Here is an 18881-nt window from a genome sequence, read left to right as displayed (position 1 = left end):
CTTAAGCCGATTTGCGCCGGACAGGGGCCGGAACCGCTGCGACCTGCTGGCCAAGGCTGGCAAACTCGGCCAGCACCTGTTCGGCGCAAATGACGCGGTTGCGGCCGAGCCGTTTGGCGACATAGAGCGCCTCGTCGGCCGCGCCCAGCAGGCGGTCGGGACCGCCGTCGACCGCGCCCGGAATGTGACTGGCGACGCCGACGCTGAGGGTGACGTGGTCGCCGGCGCCCGCGGCGCCGTGGGCGATCGCTAAGGCCATCACGGCACCGCGGATGTCCTCGGCGATGACGCAGGCTCTGTCGCAATCCATGTCCGGCAGGATCAGCGCGAACTCTTCGCCGCCGTAGCGGCTGGCGAGATCGAGCGGGCGCACGGCGTGTCGGCTGACGACGGCAGCAACGGCGCGCAGGCATTCGTCGCCGGTCTGGTGGCCATGGTGGTCGTTGAACAGCTTGAAATGGTCGACGTCGGCGAACAGCAGCGCCAGCGGCTTCTGCGTGCGCTGGGCCCGGGCCCATTCGCTCATCAGCATCTGGTCGAACGAGCGGCGGTTCGACAGGCCAGTCAGCCCGTCCTTGGTGGCGAGCTCCTTCAGCGCCATCTCGGCGCGCTTCTGGTCGGTGAGGTCGCGCAGCGTCTCCACCACGGCGATCAGCTGGCCGGCCTCGTCGTGGATCGGGCCGGCATCGATGGCGAGATAAAGCTGGCTGCCGAGCTTCGGCATCGTGCACCAGTTCTCTGCGGAAAAGCCGAGCCCGTTATGGCCGCGCGCGGCATATTCCGAATAGAACTCCGGAAGCCGTTCGGGCTGGTCGAGCGCGACGAGGTCGGCAAGGCAGGGGCGCCTGGTCTCGTAGAACGCCTGCCAGTGCTTCGAGGTGCCGATCACTTCCGAGGCGGCGAGGCCGGTCAACCGCTCGCAAGCCCTGTTCCAGATCACGACGCGGCGCTTCGGATCGATCACGAAGGTCGGCACCACCAGGTGCTGCATCAGCCGCACGGCGTAGGAATCCGCGATGTCGACGGTCTTCGCCGCCGCCTTGCCTGAATCGTCGGCTGAGGCTTTTCCAGACGGCTTCACTGGCTTTGTCATCAGGCCACCGCCGCCACCGGCAAGGCCCCGGGCATGCCATCGCCCGGACCGAACAGCTTCCGCACCTCGCTGGCCGGCTTCGGTGGGCTGAACAGATAGCCCTGCATCTGCGTGCAGCCCAGCGCGCGCAGCATCTCGCGCTGCGCCTCGGTCTCGACACCTTCGGCGACCGTGGTCATGTTGCTGGCGGCCGCGATGTTCACCACCGCCTGCACGATCACGGGTGCGCCGCCGGTCTCCGCGATGTCGGCGACGAAGCAGCGGTCGATCTTGATCTTGTCGAACGGGAAGCGCTTGAGATAGCTGAGCGAGGAATAGCCGGTGCCGAAATCGTCGAGCGCGATGCGCACGCCGATCGAACGGAGCTGGTGCAGGATCGAGAGCGCGGCCTCGTCGTCGCGGATCAGCACGGCCTCGGTGATCTCGATCTCGAGCCGGCGCGGGTCGAGCCCGGAGGCGGCGAGCGCGCCCGCGATCCGCAGCGCCAGCGTGTCGCATTTGAGCTGCACCGGCGACACGTTGACCGCGACGCGGACATGCGTCGGCCAGGTCGCGGCCTCGTTGCAGGCCATGCGCAGCACCCAGTCGCCAAGCTCGGTGATCAGGCCGGTGTCCTCGGCGACGGGAATGAACTCCGCCGGCGACACCATGCCGCGCTCGGGATGGCGCCAGCGCAGCAGCGCCTCGCAGCCCGAGACTTCGCCCGAACGCAGATCGACCAGCGGCTGATAGTGGATCTCGAAGCCGCCGTTCACCAGCGCCTGCCGCAAATCCTGCTCCATGCTCAGCCGCGCTCTGGCGCTCGCGTCCATCGCCGGCTCGAAGAAGCGATGGGTGCGGCGGCCTTCGGCCTTGGCGCCGTACATCGCGAGATCGGCGTTCTTGACGAGCTGGTCGAGATCGGTGCCGTCCTGCGGCGCCAGCGCGATTCCGATGCTCGCGTCGGTGGAGAGCTGATGGCCGAGACAATGATAAGGCTGCCGGATCACCTGGTAGATCCGGGTCACGAAGGAGAGCACCTCGGCAGGGGATTGGATTCCGGTCTGGATCACCGCGAACTCGTCGCCGCCCAGCCGCGCGATCAGATCGCCCTCCTTGAGGCAGCCGCGGAGACGGCTCGCGATCGCCTTCAACAGCTCGTCGCCGACGTGGTGGCCGAGCGAATCGTTGATCCCCTTGAACTCGTCGACGTCGATATAGAGCAGTGCGAACTGATCCCCGGCGGCGACCTTCGTCAGCTCGCGTTCGATCTGCTCGCGGAACAGCGTGCGGTTTGGCAGGTCGGTCAGCGCATCGTAATGCGCCATGTGCGCGATCTTCTCGTCGGCCCGGCGCCGCTCGGTGACATCGTCGATGACGTGGATGAGATAGCGCGGCTCGCCGGCATCGTCGCGAATGCCGATCCGGGTCGAGGTAATGTAGCGCAGCCCTGTGCCGGGCATCTGCCAGGCGTGTTCGTCCTTGAACAATCCCTTGGTCGATTTCAGCGCGTTGCTGTCGTCTTCGGTGATGCGCCCGGCCGGCCCCTTCGGGAAGATGTCGAAAGCGGTCTTGCCCACGACGTCCTGACGAGACTGGCCGAACAGCTGCTCGGCCACGCCGTTCAGCAGCAGGTATTGCCGCGTGCGGGCGTCCTTCACCGTGATCTGCGACGGGATGTGGTCGATGATCTCGCGCAGGAACGTGTAATTGCGATCGCGCTCCTGCTCCAGGTTGCGGCGCTCGGTGACGTCTTCGATCGTGGCGACCCAGCCGCCCTGTGGCAGGGGGGTGTTGATGACCTGGAAGGCGCGGCCGTTGGCCAGCTGATGCATCCGCGTGGAGACCGTGCCTTCGGCAACCACCCTCATGACATCGGCGCAAAACGCCTCGACGTCGCCGTCGAATGCGCCTCGCTCCTTGCGATGATGCATCGCCTCGCGGATGTGGCAGCCGGGCTTGATGACCTCGTGAGAGAGGCCGAACATCTCGGCGTAGCGGCGGTTACAGGTGACGATGTATCCCGCGGCGTCATACAGGATCAGACCCTGGGTCATGTTGTTCAAGGCGGTGTCGAGCCGCAGCCGCTCCGCTTCCAGCCGCTCTTGCGCCTCGCGATTCTGCCGGTTGATCAGGCGAATGATCAGATAGAGCATCAGCGCGATGACCGTTGCCGAAACCGCGGCGGCCGTGACCATGAAGCCGGTCTGCTGCCGCCAGTCCGCCAGGGCCGCGGCTGTCGTGTTGGTGGCGACGATAACGAGCGGGAAATGCATCAGCGACGCCGCCGAGCCGAGCCGTTCCTCGCCGTCGACGGGACTCTTGCCGCGGAGCGACAGCTGGCCGCCCTGGGCCAGCACCTTCTGCATCAGCGGCGCATCCTTGAAGTTCCGTCCGATCAGCTCCTCGCGATGCGGATAGCGCGCCAGCATCTTGCCTTCGCGATCGAACAGCGAGATGGCCGTGCCCTCGGCCAGCGCGACCGATGCGAAATAATGCTGGTAGCTGTCCGGATCGATCCGGCGGACCATCGCGCCGAGGAAGGTGCCGTCCGCGCCGTTCAAGCGGCGTGCGACGATTGTGGTCCATTTGTTGAGGATGAAGCTGCGGACGGATTCCAGCAGCACCGGCTCGGACTGCGGATTGGTCTTGAATGTCTGGAAATAGGCCCGCGACGAAACGTTGATCTTGGGCAGCGGCTGGGCCCGCGACCAGTTGATCAGCTCGCCGTCGGCATCGTAGATCGCGATATCGCCGAGATAGGACACGGAGCTGATCTTGCCGCGCAGCATCTGGTGCGCCGCAGGTCCGGATATGCGTTCGCGGAACATCGCCGGCGAGGTGATCTCCATCAGGTTCATCTGCCCGATCAGATCGGCGGCGACGGCGTCGGAATCCTCGAACTGCTGATCGAAGTGCCGTGCGATCAGCTGCACCGTGTTTTCCAGCTCGCGTTCGCGATTGGCCAGCGTGCGCTCGCGAAACTCGCCGACGGCCATGGCGGTCACGGCGAAGATGCCGGCGACCAGCAACACGCCGCACAGCGTCAGCCACAGGACAGGACCACGCCGCGCCAAGCTCTCCCAGCCGCTCCTCGCGACTAGAGACATTCCGGCCGCCACCGTGGAAAAGACCTGGCGCATTCCCCCTCCCTGGAGGAACACGAATACACCGCACAAATGGCCTAAACCTTAGGAAAGCCAGTTACCCAAGGCTTAATCCAGTTGCGCGACGGCGCCCGCATGCAGCGGAGCGGGTATCGCGCCGCGGTTGTGCGGCGCGAGCGGCAATCGCTGCGCTGCATCGTTAACCCGGGCTTAATGCGAGCTGCCGGCGCTCTTGTTGCCGGCGGGATTGCGCAGCCGTCCGACCACGCCGGTCGGGAAGAAGTAGACGCTGGCGATGAACAAAAGCCCAAGCCACAGCAGCCAGCGGTCGGGATGCAGCAGCCCCGGCAGCAGCGGCAGGCCAGCTTCCGATGCGGCCTTGGAGGCGACGCCCATCAGCGACTGCAGATAGTTCTGCGCGAGGATGAAAATGGTAGCGCCGATGATCGCGCCGTAGATCGTGCCCATGCCGCCGATCACGACCATCAGCAGGATGTCGAGCATGATCGAGAAGCTGAGCGAGGTGTCGGGACCGGCATAGCGCAGCCACAGCGCGTTCAGGATGCCGGCGCTGGCGGCGACGAGGGCGGCGAGGCAGTTGGCATAGGTCAGGTGGAACACGGTGCGGAAGCCGAGCGCCTCGGCGCGAAAGCGGTTCTCGCGGATCGCCTGCAGCACGCGGCCGAACGGCGAGTTCACAACCCGCAGCAGAGCGAGGATCATCAGGGCGGAGATGGAGAACACCAGGTAGAAGGTCAGGATGCGGCCGTTGATCTCGAAGCCGAACAGGCTCTTGGAGACCAGCACCGTGCCGGGCCGCAGCAGCTCGGGCAGTTGGAAGCTGCGCCCGTCTTCACCGCCGGTCAGCCAGGAGAGCTGCGAGGCCAGCACCTGGAAGGCGGAGGCGACCGCGAGCGTAATCATGGCAAAGAAGATCGCGGCGACGCGCAGCGAGAACAGGCCGATCGCAAGCGCGAGCAGGGCTGCCAGCGGCAGGCCGACGACGATGCCGGTCGCGACCGCGGCCCAATTCGGGCCCATGCCGTACAGCGCGATGGCGATGGCGTAGCTGCCGATGCCGTAGAACATGGTGTGGGCGAACGACACCGAGCCGGTATAGCCGAGCAGGAGGTCGTAGGAGGCGACCAGCGCGGCAAAGACGCAGATCTTGGCCGCGACGTTCAGCGCCTTGGCGCCCGGAAACAGGAACGGCGTCGCCGCCAGCGCCAGGATGATGACGACGAGAACGAGCGTGAGGATGCGACTGCGTGGCGGATCGCCTGAGAGGATCATCATCGGCTGGTCACCGCATAGAGGCCGCGCGGCCGCCACATCAGAATGGCGACCATCAATAGGATGTTGGAGACGAGGGCGAGTTTCGGCACCAGGAAGCCGCCGTAATTGGCAACCATGGCGACGAGGATCGCGCCGATGAAGCAGCCGCCGATCGACCCCAGGCCGCCGATGATGACGACGATGAAGATCAGCACGGTGAGGTCGTCGCTCATGGAAGCGTGGACCTGCTCGCGATAGAGCGCCCACATCACGCCGCCGAGGCCGGCCAGCGCCGATCCTGTCATGAACACACCGAGGAACAGGCGGCGGATGCGATAGCCGAGCGCCTCGACCATCTCGCGGTTCTCGACGCCGGCGCGGATCAAGAGGCCCAGCTTGGTGCGGTTGAGCACGAGCTGGATCGCGATGAAGACGGCAAGCCCGATCAGCATCGCCAGCACGCGGTATTTGGCGATCGCGACGTCCCCGAGGATGAAGGAGCCGCGCAGCGAGGCCGGCAGCGGCATCGGGATGATCTGCGGCCCCCACAGCGCATAGAGCGTCTGCTCGGCGACGATCAGGCCGCCGGTCGTCATCAGGATCTGCTTCAGATGCTGGCCGTAGACGGGGAGGATCAGCACCCGCTCGACGACGAGGCCGAGCGCGCCCGACACCGCCATCGAGAGCAGCGCGGCCGGCGCCAGCACCGCGAGGTTCATCCAGAGCGAATCGGCCTGAACGGAGGCCGCAAACGGCGCCAGCACCAGCATCGCGACATAGGCGCCGACCGCGATGAAGGCGCCATGGCCGAAATTGAGCACGTCCATCAGGCCGAACACCAGCGTAAGGCCCGAGGCCATGATGAAGATCATCATGCCCATGGCAAGACTGGCGGCGGTCAAGGTCAGCCAGGAGGAGGTCGAGCCGATCAGCGGGATCATGACAAGCGCGAGCGCGACCGGCAGCAGGATCGGCGCGAGGTCGCGCTTCGGCTTCGGCAGGGGATCGGTTGCGGCAAGCTCAGTCACTGATGCGCCTCCAGGCTCAGGCCAAGCAGCCGCTCCTGCAGCGGCACGTCGGCGGCGAGCGCTGCCATCTCGCCGCGATGGACAATAGTGCCGTTGTCCATCACCAGCACGTTGTCGCCGAGCTCGCGGGCGGCGAAGAAATTCTGCTCGACCAGAAGAATGGTCGCGCCCCTGCGCTTGATCTCCTTCAGGCACTCGATCAGCGCCATGACGATGGCCGGCGCCAGACCCTTGGTCGGCTCGTCGATCAGGAGCAGCTTGCGCGGCTCGATGATGGCGCGCGCAATCGACAGCATCTGTTTTTGCCCGCCGGAGAGGCTTCCCGCGTGCGACAGCCAGAACCGGCGCAGCGCGGGGAAGAAGCCGAAGATCCATTCCAGCTGCTTGTCGTCCATCGCAGCGTTCCGCGCCGCCAGCACGAGGTTCTCCTTCACGGTAAGATCGGAGAACACGGCCATGCTCTCCGGTACATAGCCGACGCCGAGCCGTGCGATGTCGGGCGTGGCGCGGCTCTCGATGCGCGTCCCGTCAAGGCTGATCTCACCGCTCGAAGCCTGCCACAGGCCCATGATGGTGCGCAGCGTCGTGGTCTTGCCGGCGCCGTTGCGGCCGAGCAGCATCGTGGTCTGTCCTTGCGGGACCGCGAGGTCGATGCCCTGCAGGATGTGGTAGCGCCCGATATGGGTGTGCACGCCGGAGAGCTTGAGCAGGTCGGTCATGCGGCACTCCCTGCAGCGTTCCCTGCAGTGTTCTTGGGCGCGACGCCGAGATAAGCCTCCTGCACGATCGGCGAGGCGATCACCTCGGCAGGAGCGCCGTCGGCGACGAGCTGGCCGTTATGCAGGACGATGATGCGGTCGGCGAGCGAGCGCACCACGTCCATCTTGTGCTCGACCAGAAGGATGATCTTGCTCTTGTCCTGCTTGAGCTGGGCGATCAGGTTCAGCACGACCGGCACCTCGTCGATGCTCATGCCTGCGGTCGGCTCGTCGAACATGAAGACCTTGGGTTCGAGCGCGATCATCAGGGCGACCTCGAGCTTGCGCTGGTCGCCATGCGACAGCACGGTCGCGGCGACGCCGCGGCGGCTGCCAAGCGCGACCTGGTCGAGGATGGCGTCGGCGCGCGCGATCAGGTCGCGGCGCACCATCCAGGGCCGCAGCATGTCGTAATGCGTGCCGTTCGCCGCCTGCACCGCGAGGCGGACGTTCTCTTCCACGGTGAGGTTCGGAAACAGGTTCGTCAGCTGGAACGCGCGCCCGAGGCCCGCACGCGTCCGCATCGGCGCGGAATGCTGGGTGATGTCGGTGCCGTCGAACAGGATGCTGCCGCTGGAGGCGCGCAACTGGCCCGAGATCAGGTTGAAATAAGTGGTCTTGCCGGCGCCATTCGGTCCGACGATCGCGGTGAGCTCGCCCGGACGGAACGTGCAGGAGACGTTGTTGACCGCGACATGACCGCCGAAGCGGATGGTGAGGTCGCGGGTTTCGAGGGTGAGAGTCATTGAACGTCTGGCAAATGATGAAACGAGAGAGATCCGCAGGTCACCCTGCGCTCCCTCCCCCGCTTGCGGGGGAGGGTCGGGGAGAGGGTTGCCTCCGCAGGCGAGAGCCTACAAGAGGAGAAAGCCCTCACCCGGCGCTTCGCGCCGACCTCTCCCGCAAGCGGGAGAGGTGAAGAGGCATCTACCGCTTGTTCTTGACCGGAACGTCCATGTCCTCGATCTTCAGCTCGCGCACCGGCTCGAGCACGGCCCAGGCGACGTTCGGATCGACCTTGACCTTGAAGTGATACATGCTCTGCAGCGCCTGATGGTCTTCTTTCCGGAACACCATCTTGCCCTTGGGCGTGTCGAACTCCATGCCCTCCATCGCCGTGATCAGCTTCTCGGTGTCGGTCGACTTCGCCTTGGTGACGGCGGCGACGACGGATATCGCAGCAGCAAAGCCGCCCGCGGTGAAGAAGTCCGGCGGCGCGTTGAAGCGCTTCTGGTGCTCGGCGACCAGCCAGTCGTTCACCGGGTTCTTCGGGATCTCGTAGAAATAATAGGTCGCGCCTTCCATGCCGGGCAGGCCCTTATAGGCGGCGAGCGCGGGCAAAATGTTGCCGCCGGTGGAGAGCTCGATGCCGTAGCGCTTCGGGTCCATGTCCTGGAGCTTGGCCAGTGGATTGCCGGCGCCGGCCCAGATCACCCAGATCACCTTGCGGCCCGGCTTGTCCTTCAGCGCGTCGAACAGGCGCTGACCGACCGCGGTGAAGTCGGTGGTCGAGGTCGGAGCATATTCTTCCGCGGCGAGCGTCGCGCCGGTCTTGGCGAGCGCCTCCTTGAAGGCGGCGACGCCATCGCGGCCGAACGCATAGTCCTGCGCCAGGGTTGCGACGGTGACGCCCTGCTTGCCGATCGCGACCGCATTCGAGATCGCGTCCTGCGACGAGTTGCGCGCGGTGCGGAAGATATAGCGATTCCATTTCTCGCCGGTAATCTGGTCCGCGACGGCGGGCTCGACGATCAGGATCTTCTTGTTCTCCTCGGCGACGGGGAGAATTGCGAGCGCCGCCGCCGACGAGGTCGTGCCGATGGCGATGTCGGCCTTGTCGTCCTGGTAGGCTTCGGCGAGCGCGGCTTTCGCAAGGTCCGGCTTGCCCTGGTCGTCCTTGGTGATGATGACGATCTTGCGTCCGTCGAGGGCCATCGTGCCCTTGGTGGCGTATTCAAAGCCCATTTTCAGACCGGTCTCGGTCTGCTTGGCGTAGGCCTCGAGCGGGCCGGTCTTGCCGTAGATCAGCGCGACCTTGAGATCGTCGGCTCGTGCGGAGGCGCCCGCGGCGAGCGCGAGAAGGGTTGTTGTTATGATGAGTGATCGACGCACGATGGTCCCTCCTGATTGAATGCCTTTCGGCAACAGCGATTTGCACAACACTACAAATATTGCAATTGAACCTTACGGCCGAGCGTGCCGGACTTTCGAACATGCATCATTTCCGGGCGAGCCGCGCATTGCCGCCGCCTTCGGCCCGGCGCCGATCGGACTGCGCCTCCTCGGCGCTCTCGAAAATATGCGGCGCGACGCCGCGTCGCTCCAGGGCTTCGCCGAGCTTGATGCGCAGGAAGCCCGACGTGGTGTAGCGCGACACGCCGGAATAGAAGCGGTCGACCAGGCTGCGCACCATGGCCGAATAATCGTCCATCAGCTCCGGCAGGATGGAAAAATTGTCATAGTTGACGATGGCATAGACCCGGCGGCCGAGCGGCGCGAGCCTGGCCTCGACGATCGCAGCGATGGTGTCGATCTCGGCCTTGCTGCGCAGCGGGTAGCGTTCGAGGTTGACGAAGAACAGGTTCTGCTGCTCGTCCAGCGTGAAGCGCTGGTCGAGCGGGATCGTGAGCAGGCGCTCGCGCAGGTCCATCAGACCCTCGCGGAAGATGCGATCGTCCATCAACGCCGGGTCGCGCGGGATCAGAGGCTTGAAATCCATCAGGCGCAGGATGTCGCGCTCGACGTCGATACCGGGCGCGACCTCGGTGAGCTCGAGCCCGCCCGCCCTGAGCTCGAACACGCAGCGCTCGGTGACGTATAGCGTGCGCTGCTTGCGCGCGGCGGCAAACGGGCCGCTGAAGGTGACGTGCTCGACGCTGTCGACGAATTTGCGCGACTTGGCCTCGTCGAGAATGACGAGCTTGCCATCCTTCACTGCGATCCGCTGCTTGCCGGCGCCGAACGTGCCGACGAAGACGACTTCCTTGGCGTTCTGGCTGATATTGATGAAGCCGCCCGCGCCTGCGAGCTTCGGCCCGAACTTGCTGACATTGAGGTTGCCGGCGCGATCGACCTGGGCGAGGCCGAGGAAGGCGGCGTCCAGACCGCCGCCGTCGTAGAAGTCGAATTGGTAGGGCTGGTCGATCACCGCCTGCGTGTTGATCGCCGCGCCGAAATCGATGCCGCTCGCGGGGATGCCGCCGATCACGCCGGGCTCCGCGGTCAGCGTGATGAGGTCGATGATCCGCTCTTCGTTCGCGACCGAGGCGATGCCCTCGGGCATGCCGATGCCGAGATTGACGACGCTGTTGGCCTTCAATTCGAGCGCGGCGCGCCGCGCGATGATCTTGCGCTCGCTGACCGGCATCACCGGCAGCGAGGCGGCACGGACGCGGATCTCGCTCGAGAAGGCCGGATTGTAGGGCGTGCCGAAAGTCTGCCAGTGATTTTCCGGCTTTGCCACAACCACGCAGTCGACGAGAATGCCGGGGATCTTGACCTGGCGCGGATTGAGGCTGCCGGCCTCGGCGACACGCTCGACCTGGGCGATGACGATGCCGCCGGAATTATGCGCGGCCATGGCGATGGCCAGCGCTTCCAGCGTCAGCGCCTCCTTCTCCATGGTGAGATTGCCGTCGGGATCGCCGGTGGTGGCGCGGATGATCCCGACATCGATTGGAAACGTCTTGTAGAGCAGGCACTCTTCGCCGCGAATCGTGATCAGCTCCACCAGATCTTCGGTGGTGCGCGCGTTCAGCTTGCCGCCGCCTTGCCGGGGATCGACGAAGGTGCCCATGCCGACGCGCGTGACATGGCCGGGCCGGTGCGCCGCGATGTCACGGAACAGGTGCGTGATGACGCCCTGCGGCAGGTTGTAGGCTTCGATCTGATTCGCGATCGCGAGCTGCTGCAATTTCGGCGCAAGGCCCCAATGGCCGCCGATCACGCGCCGGACCAGCCCCTCATGCGCGAAATGGTTGAGGCCGCGCTGCTTGCCGTCGCCCTGGCCCGCGGCATAGACCAGCGTCAGGTTGCGCGGCTTGCCCTGCGTGTAGGGCGCATCGCCCTCGTTGGAGAGATAGAGCTCCTCCAGCGCAATCGCGATCTCCTCGGCAAAGCCGATGCCGACGAAGCCGCCGGTCGCCACCGTGTCGCCGTCGCGGATCAGCATGACGGCTTCATTCGCCGAGACGACCTTGCCCTTCTCGGAATTGCGCAGGTAAGGCAGAGCTGGATGCTGGCTCACGGCGTTCCTCCCGTTCCCTCGACCGCATGCCGTCGTTGTCGTTGATCTTATCGCGGGGAGCAGGCCTGGAATAGGTCGCTCCCCGCGACAAGGAGCATCAGGACTGCACTATCTTGCGTGTCTCGGTGGCGAAATAGACCGACACGACGGTGATCAGCGCCAGCGCGATCATGTAGAGCGAGATCGGCCAGGTTGCCGGCGCATAGGCCGTCATCAATCCCGTCGCTATCAGCGGCGACAGCGCGCCGGCGAAGATCGAGGCGAGATTGTAGCCGAGCGAGACGCCGCTATAGCGCACCTTGGTGCCGAACAGCTCCGACAGGAAGCTCGCCTGCGGCCCGTACATCGCGGCGTGGCCGACGGCGAGACCCAGCACGATCGCGATCCAGGCATATTGCGGGTTCTTGGTCGCCAGCAGCATGAACAACGGGAACGACATCAGCGCCGAGAACACCGCGCCGAAGATGTAGATCGGCCGCCGCCCGAGGCGGTCGGAGAGCGCGCCGAAGGCGGGAATGGTGAAGGTCTCGATCGCCGCGCCGATCAGGACGCCATTGAGCATGTCCTGCTTGTTCATGCCGAGCGACTGCGTCGCATAGGCGAGCACGAAGGTGGCGTAGATGTAGAAGAAGCCGTTCTCGGCGAAGCGCGCGCCCATCGCCAGCAGGATGTTCTTCGGGTACATCCTGATCGCCTCGAGGATCGGCATCTTCACGTCCTGCTTGGTGTCCTTGACCCTCTTGAACTCCGGCGATTCCGCGATGGTGAAGCGGATCCACAGGCCGACCAGCACCAGCGCGATCGAGAACAGGAACGGGATGCGCCAGCCCCAGGCATAGAGCTGCGCGTCGGTCAGCATCGCCGAGACCACCGAGAACACCAGCGTGCCGAGCACGAGGCCAAGCGGTGCCCCGAGCTGCGGCCAGCTGCCGTAAAAACCCTTCTTGTCCGCGGGCGCATGTTCGACCGCCATCAGCACGGCGCCGCCCCATTCGCCTCCCAGGCCAAAGCCCTGGATCAGCCGGCAGGCCACGAGCAGGATCGCGGCCCAGATGCCGGCGGTCTCGTAGGTCGGCAGGAAGCCGATCGCCGCGGTCGCCGCACCCATGATCAGCAGCGTCAGATAGAGCATGGTCTTGCGGCCGATCTTGTCGCCGTAGTGACCGAACACGACGCCGCCGAGCGGGCGCGCGATGAAGCCGAGCGCATAGGTCGCGAATGCCAGCAGCGTTCCCATCATGGGATCGAAGGTCGGAAAGAACAGCTTGTTGAAGATCAGCGCCGCAGCGGTGCCGTAGAGGAAGAAGTCGTACCACTCGATCGCCGTGCCGATCAGGCTCGCGGTGGCGACCGTGACGTGCGAGGGCTGTCTCGCCTGAAGCTGATGGACCGAGATCGCTTCACTCATTGCGTCCTCCCTGGTTTTGAGAATGCGCATGTGCAGCATGCGTCATTGTGCAAAGCGAAGAGCAAGGTCCGCGCCAGATGCGGGCTGTTTGCGCAAATTGGCTGAAAGCACGGCAATTTCCGCCGTTGTGGGCGGAGCGAGCCGCACGACACCGTGTCCGGAATCCGAGACTCCAGACAGGCGCGTGTCTCGAAACTCAGACGGAGGCCGGCCCCGAAGCGAGGCCGAACTTGGCGAGCTTCTTGTAGAAGGTCGCGCGCGAGATCCGCAGCATCCTGGCGGCTTCGGTGATCTGTCCGTTGCTGGCGGCGAGCGCCTGTTCGAGCGTGTGCTTCTCGAATTCGGCCTCGGCTTCAGCGTAGGGAACGACGGCGCCGGCCGGCCGCTCGGATGCTGCGGGCCTGACCTCGTTGCCGACGGGGAGAATGCGCGCGAAATCCTCGCCGGTCAGCCGGCCGGAATCGCTGAGGATCAGCGCCCGCTCCAGGATGTTGCGGAGCTCGCGGACGTTGCCGGGCCAGTCGTAACGCGCGAGCGCGGCGAGCGCGCTCGGCGTGATCTTCGCCTTGGCGTAGTCGCCGGAGGCGCTGATGTCCTCGAGCAGCCGGGCGCTGATCTCGGGAAGATCCTCCAGGCAATGGCGCAGCGGCGGCAGGTCGATCGAGAGCACGTTCAGCCGATAATAGAGGTCGGGCCGAAATGCGCCGTCGCTGACGCGCTTGCGCAAATCCACATTGGTTGCCGCGACCACGCGCACGTCGACCTTGGAGATCTTGTCCGAGCCGAGCGGCTCGATCTCGCGCTCCTGCAGCACGCGCAGCAGCTTGGCCTGCAATTGCAGCGGCATCTCGCCGATCTCGTCCAGGAACAGCGTGCCGCCGTCGGCGAGGCGGAATTTGCCCTCGCGGCCCCTGCGGTCGGCGCCCGTATAGGCGCCGGGCGCGGTGCCGAAGAACTCCGACTCGATCAGCGTGTCGGGAATGGCGGCCACGTTGACGCTGACGAACGGCTTCTCCGCGCGCGACGACGCGTTGTGGATCGCCTGCGCCAGCATCTCCTTGCCGGTTCCGGTCTCGCCGGTGAGCAGCACGGTGACGTTCTGCCGCGCGGCGCGGCTTGCCAGCGCCTTGGCCTGCGCGATGCCGGGCGTGGTGCCGACGAAGTCGGCGAAGGTGAAGCGCGCCGCGCGCGCGTTCGACAATTGCCGCCGCGCCAACCGCAGATCGCTCTCGAGCTGGGCGACGCGGGCGAGCAGCGGCTTCAGGCTTTCGAGGTGATCGTAGAGCACGAAGCCGATCGCGCCGATCACCACCCCGTTCTCGTCCTCGATCGGCATGCGCGTGACGACGAGCTGTTCGCCGCCGAGCTCCATGATATCGAGCAGGATCGGCTCGCCGGTCTCGGCCACCTTCCGCATCAGGCTGTTGGGGATGACCTCCTCGATCGGCCGCCCGATCGCCTCATCGGTGCGCTTGAGGCCAAGGGACGCAAGGTATTTTTCGTTGACGTAGACGACGCGCCCGCGGCGGTCGATCGCGATCGCGCCCTCGCAGAGCTTTTCCAGCCGTTCGAACAGCGTCTCCATCGCGCGCGCACGAAGGTAAGCGGGGTCGCTGATCGAGGCGGAAGAGGTGGACATGACATACCTCGTGGGAGGTCCGCCCGTGTATTAGCAAAAGGCCAGCAATTTCAAAGGGGGAAATGGGGCTGAAGCCAGCTCGGCAATCGCTGCCGTTCCTACCGCCGGTACCCGCTCGCGCGCGAATAGCCTTGGCGGTTCTGCTGGTGCGGGCGGCTTGCGACGCTTGCCCGCGATTCGCTGGACAGCGGGGTTGCGAGCTTCAGCTCCTCCAGGAAGATCGGAGGGGAGAAGTAATAGCCCTGGGCGTAGCGGATCTTGGTCGCCGCCTGGAGATAGGCGAGCTCCTCGTAGGATTCGAGGCCTTCGGCGATCACGGTCATGCCGAGCGCTTCGCTCAAGGATTCGATCGCGCGCAGGATGCCCTGGCTGCGCGGGCGCTTATGAATGTCGGTGATGAAGGAGCGGTCGATCTTGATCTCGTCCGCGGTGATGTCGGCCAGCGCCGAGAGCGAGGAGTAGCCGGTACCGAAATCGTCGATCGAGATGCCGACGCCGACCTTGCGGAACATCGGCAGGATCTCGGTCTGGAATTGATTCTTGGCGACGAAGGCGTCTTCCGTCACCTCGATCATGAAGCGCTGCGGAAAGCCGGTGTCATCCAGCGCCCGCGCGAAGCTGCGCATGAATTCGGGATTGCCGGCCTGCTTGGCGGCGACGTTGATGCTGATGGTGGCTTCCGCTCCGAACATCTCGTTGATCGGGTCGATCGACTTGACGATCTCGGCCAGCACGAGGTGAGTCAGCTCGTCGATCAGGCCGAGCTCGCCGGCGAGATTGATGAACGAGCCGGGCGCCTGGATCATGCCTTCGTCGTCGCGCAGGCGCACCAATGCCTCGATGCCCTTCACCGCCTGGGTGCGGATGTCGACCTTGGACTGAAAGGCGCAGCAGAAGCGCTTCTCCAGCAGCGCGAGCCGCAGCGACTGCTCGATCTTCATGCGGGCGAGCGCCTCGCGCTCCATGCTGGCGTCGAAGAAGGCCGCCGATCCCTTACCGTCGTTCTTGACGCGGTACATCGCGATGTCGGCATTCTGACGCAGCGTCTCGAAGCTGCTTCCGTGATCGGGATAGAGGCTGACGCCGACGGAGGTGGAGGCGAAGACTTCCGAATTGTCGATGAAGAACGGCGCCGTCAGCCGCTCCAGCGTCGACTGCATGAATTCGGCGACCTCCTCCTGGCTCTGGACCGGCGACAGCAGCAGCAGGAATTCGTCGCCGGAGATGCGCGACAGCATGTCGGAATCGCGCAAGTCGCGTCCGAGCCGCTTCGACAGCTCGACAAGCAGCGCATCGCCGACGGCGTGGCCGTAATAGTCGTTGATGTGCTTGAAATTGTCGACGTCAAGGAAGGCCAGTGCGAAGCGCGCACCGCCGCGATTGTCCGCAAGCAGGCTGTTGACGCGATGTTCGATCATGCGCCGCGAGGGCAATCCGGTCAGCTCGTCGAAATAGGCCGAGCGGAACAGCTGGTCCTCGAAATTCTTCTGCTCGGTGATGTCGGAGGACGCCGAGATCAGCAGGTCGCGCCCGGCGAGGCGAACGGGACGATGGGTCGTGAGCAGCACCTGGCGTGCGGCGCCGCCGTGAAGTGCCTCCTCGGTGACGACGGCCTGGCCGGCGCTCAGGGCCCGGCGACAAGCTTCGCGGCGCGGTGCCAGATCGGGTGACGGGCGGCTGCCGTCCATGCCGAGCTGCGCGGCCGCGGCATCGTTGACCAGCAGCAGCTCGCCGTGCGCATCCTGCACGGTCAGGCCGGTCGGCAGCATTCTAACGATTTCCTTGAGAAAACCGAGCTCGGCTTCGTTCGCGCCGGAATATTCGTTGTCGTTCATAGAAGTCATGAATCTTCTTGTTTCAGCGCGCTTTTGCAATGCACGCGATCTTGCGCGGTTCCCTCTTAAGTCTGGTTAAGGGGTCAGGAGAAATACGGGGGTGTTTTGGAGGAAAATTGCGACGTTGCGACGCGTGCCGACGATCGTCATTAACAGAGGGTCAACGGCGCTCGAGAAACCGCGGACGAAAAAGTGCGGGTGTGCGCGATTTTCGCCTGTGACCATCCTTCGAGACGCCCGCCTTTGGCGGGCCCTCAGGATGAGGACCGAGTGCTTGCGCTACTTCCTTGCGCTAGTTCAACGCGTACTGATGCCGCTTAGCCTCATCCTGAGGAGACCGCGCGGCGGTCGTCTCGAAGGACGAGGCGTGCGGTCAGATCACGCAAAAGGCCATATGCGATTGCCCGACCCGCAAGTGGAGCTGCAACGCCCTATTCGCTGCGTGGGATGCGGCACTGCATGATGCAATGCAGCCCGGTCTTCAAATACGTGATCTCGGTTCTGCCGTCGAAGGCGGACAGTGCCGATTTCAGCAGCTTGGTGCCGAAGCCGGGCTCGGACACCTCGTCCACGCTCGGCCCCTCGGTCTCGTCCCAGGTTATGGTGAGGCGATCGTCGCTGACGGTCCATGAGACCTGCAACAGGCCACGCGGCGCGGAGAATGCGCCGTACTTGCCCGCATTGGTGGCGAGCTCGTGAAACATCAGCGATAGCGTGACCGCGAGCTTCGGCGGCAGGAACAGTCGCTCGCCATTGAGGGTGAAGCGGACATGGCCGTAAGGCCCGAGCTCCGAGATCAGGAGATCGCGGATGTCGCAGCCGGCCTTGTCGATCCGCGAGATCAGATCGTCGGTTGCGGCCAGCGAGCGCAGCCGCGGATCGACCCGGGCCCAGACCGCCGGCTGGTCGTGCAGCACCTGGTGCAGCACGGCATGCACCGTCGACAGCTTGTTCTTCAGCCGGTGCTGCAGCTCGTCGACCAGCAGCTTGCGATACTCTTCCTCCTCGGTCAGGCGCTTGGCGATCCGACGCTGTTCCGCCAGCAGGGTGCGATAGTGCTCGACACCCCAAATGGTGAGCGCGCAGACCGCCCAATAGAGCGCGAGCAGGGCAAACCGGGCGCGATCGGCAAAGGCATCGCCGAAATTCACGACGACGCCGAGCACGCCGCCGACCAGCGCGGTCACGATCCCGATCCGGAAGCCACCGAACGCGGCGGCAAAGAACACGGCTGGAAAATAGGGCGTGAAGTAGACGTCGGGCCGCACATGCGCGAGCGCCCAGCGCGCCAGGGTCGAAACCAGCAGGCAAGCCACCGCAAAGGCGATGCTCAAGCCGAGCGATGGCGGCGCCGTGCCCTGCCAACCCCTGCGGAATTCGTCGATCAGCTTCCCCATGCGCAGCCCAGTTGCGATATGCGTTCGTAGATCGAGCGGCCCATCAGGATGTTACGCATCCCGTCCGCGCAAGCATAGCTTGCCTTGGCGGAGACAGGCAGGAATAGTAGTCGCCGCCGCGATGGCAGCGGCCGATATTCGCCATTTGGCATCAAATCGTTCGAAAACAGGAACATTCCATGGGTAGGCTGGACGGCAAGGTTGCAGTGATCACGGGAGCGACGAGCGGGATCGGATTGCGCACTGCGGAAGTCTTCGTTGCCGAAGGTGCCAAAATTGTGATCGCGGGCCGGCGTGTACCGGAAGGCGAGGCGCTGGCGAAGCAGCTCGGCGCCAATTGTATCTTCCGCCAGACCGATGTGACGGTCGAAGCGCAGATGCAGGCCCTGATCGCGCTCGCGGTCGACAAGTTCGGCCGGATCGACTGCCTGTTCAACAACGCCGGCGGCCCGGCGCAGACCGGCGGCATCGAGGGCCTCGAGGTCGAGCGGTTCGATGCGGCGATGGCAACGCTGGTGCGCAGCGTCATGCTCGGCATGAAGCATGCCGCGCCCCACATGAAGAAGCAGGGCAGCGGCAGCATCATCAACAATGGCAGCATCGCCGGGCGTCTCGCCGGGTTCTCGTCCTCAATGGTGTACAGCGCGGCCAAGGCAGCGGTGATCCACCTCACCAAATGCGTGGCGATGGAGCTCGGCGAGTCCAATGTGCGCGTCAACGCGATCTCGCCCGGTGCGATCGCGACCGGCATTTTCGGCAAGGCGCTCGGGCTCTCGACCGATGCCGCGGAGAAGACGCCGGCGGTGATGCGCGAGGTCTACAAGACCGCGCAGCCGATCCCGCGTGCCGGACTGCCCGACGACATCGCCCAGGCCGCAGTGTTCCTCGCGAGCGACGAATCCAGCTTCATCAACGGCCACGATCTCGTCGTCGACGGCGCCATGACCGGCGGCCGCAATTGGAGCCAGCAGCAGCAGGGTTATGTCGCCTTGCGCAAGGCCTTCGATCAAGGAGCGTAGCGGACAGCTATTTGCTGTCATTCCGGGGCGCACGACGTGCGAACCCGGAATCTCGAGATTCTCAGGTGAGCAATTGCGCACCATGGTTCGATGCTTT

The 18881-nt window shown here is 65.0% G+C and carries 13 protein-coding genes; 1 reads left to right on the top strand and 12 read right to left on the bottom strand.

What is annotated here, in order from left to right:
* Window position 1: 1 nt before the first annotated feature.
* The 12 genes from P6U31_RS35620 to P6U31_RS35565 form a co-directional block, all read right to left on the bottom strand.
* The gene (locus P6U31_RS35620; protein WP_407186259.1) at window positions 2–1093 is read right to left on the bottom strand and encodes a diguanylate cyclase; all 1092 of its coding nucleotides are present in this window, start codon (window positions 1091–1093) and stop codon (window positions 2–4) included.
* A complete protein-coding gene (locus P6U31_RS35615) occupies window positions 1093–4215 on the bottom strand; it encodes an EAL domain-containing protein (RefSeq protein ID WP_407186258.1) in 3123 nt (1040 codons plus the stop codon). Before P6U31_RS35615 ends, P6U31_RS35620 begins: the two co-directional genes overlap by 1 nt.
* Before the next feature lie 174 nt (window positions 4216–4389).
* Window positions 4390–5475 (bottom strand): branched-chain amino acid ABC transporter permease, encoded by a 1086-nt coding sequence (locus tag P6U31_RS35610; protein WP_407186257.1) that lies wholly within the window; start codon window positions 5473–5475, stop codon window positions 4390–4392.
* On the bottom strand, window positions 5472–6482 hold the full coding sequence (locus P6U31_RS35605) for a branched-chain amino acid ABC transporter permease (protein ID WP_407186256.1): 1011 nt from the start codon (window positions 6480–6482) through the stop codon (window positions 5472–5474). Before P6U31_RS35605 ends, P6U31_RS35610 begins: the two co-directional genes overlap by 4 nt.
* Window positions 6479–7201 carry an ABC transporter ATP-binding protein gene (locus P6U31_RS35600; protein WP_407186255.1) on the bottom strand — a complete coding sequence of 241 codons (723 nt, stop codon included), beginning with the start codon at window positions 7199–7201 and terminating at the stop codon, window positions 6479–6481. The genes P6U31_RS35605 and P6U31_RS35600 overlap by 4 nt, the downstream gene beginning before the upstream one ends.
* Window positions 7198–7986, bottom strand: a complete 789-nt coding sequence (locus tag P6U31_RS35595; RefSeq protein WP_407186254.1) for an ABC transporter ATP-binding protein — start codon at window positions 7984–7986, stop codon at window positions 7198–7200. The genes P6U31_RS35600 and P6U31_RS35595 overlap by 4 nt, the downstream gene beginning before the upstream one ends.
* A gap of 181 nt (window positions 7987–8167) precedes the next feature.
* Window positions 8168–9352: a substrate-binding domain-containing protein gene (locus P6U31_RS35590; protein ID WP_407186253.1), complete on the bottom strand. Its 1185-nt coding sequence runs from the start codon at window positions 9350–9352 to the stop codon at window positions 8168–8170.
* 106 nt (window positions 9353–9458) lie between these two features.
* The gene (locus tag P6U31_RS35585) at window positions 9459–11486 is read right to left on the bottom strand and encodes an acyl CoA:acetate/3-ketoacid CoA transferase (RefSeq protein ID WP_407186252.1); all 2028 of its coding nucleotides are present in this window, start codon (window positions 11484–11486) and stop codon (window positions 9459–9461) included.
* 97 nt (window positions 11487–11583) lie between these two features.
* On the bottom strand, window positions 11584–12894 hold the full coding sequence (locus tag P6U31_RS35580) for an MFS transporter (protein ID WP_407186251.1): 1311 nt from the start codon (window positions 12892–12894) through the stop codon (window positions 11584–11586).
* Window positions 12895–13090: 196 nt separating this feature from the next.
* Window positions 13091–14533: a sigma-54 interaction domain-containing protein gene (locus P6U31_RS35575; RefSeq protein WP_407186250.1), complete on the bottom strand. Its 1443-nt coding sequence runs from the start codon at window positions 14531–14533 to the stop codon at window positions 13091–13093.
* Between the two features lie 98 nt (window positions 14534–14631).
* A complete protein-coding gene (locus tag P6U31_RS35570) occupies window positions 14632–16368 on the bottom strand; it encodes a putative bifunctional diguanylate cyclase/phosphodiesterase (protein WP_407190048.1) in 1737 nt (578 codons plus the stop codon).
* A gap of 431 nt (window positions 16369–16799) precedes the next feature.
* A complete protein-coding gene (locus P6U31_RS35565; protein ID WP_407186249.1) occupies window positions 16800–17765 on the bottom strand; it encodes a sensor histidine kinase in 966 nt (321 codons plus the stop codon).
* 179 nt (window positions 17766–17944) lie between these two features.
* On the opposite strand from P6U31_RS35565, the gene P6U31_RS35560 reads away from it, so the two are divergent.
* Window positions 17945–18784, top strand: a complete 840-nt coding sequence (locus P6U31_RS35560; RefSeq protein WP_407186248.1) for an SDR family NAD(P)-dependent oxidoreductase — start codon at window positions 17945–17947, stop codon at window positions 18782–18784.
* Window positions 18785–18881 lie beyond the last annotated feature (97 nt).

The sequence above is a fragment of the Bradyrhizobium centrosematis genome, assembly GCF_045571495.1.
GTDB lineage: Bacteria > Pseudomonadota > Alphaproteobacteria > Rhizobiales > Xanthobacteraceae > Bradyrhizobium > Bradyrhizobium centrosematis.
Note: the sequence above shows the minus strand (reverse complement) of the source record. Positions and strands in the feature narration are given on the sequence as shown.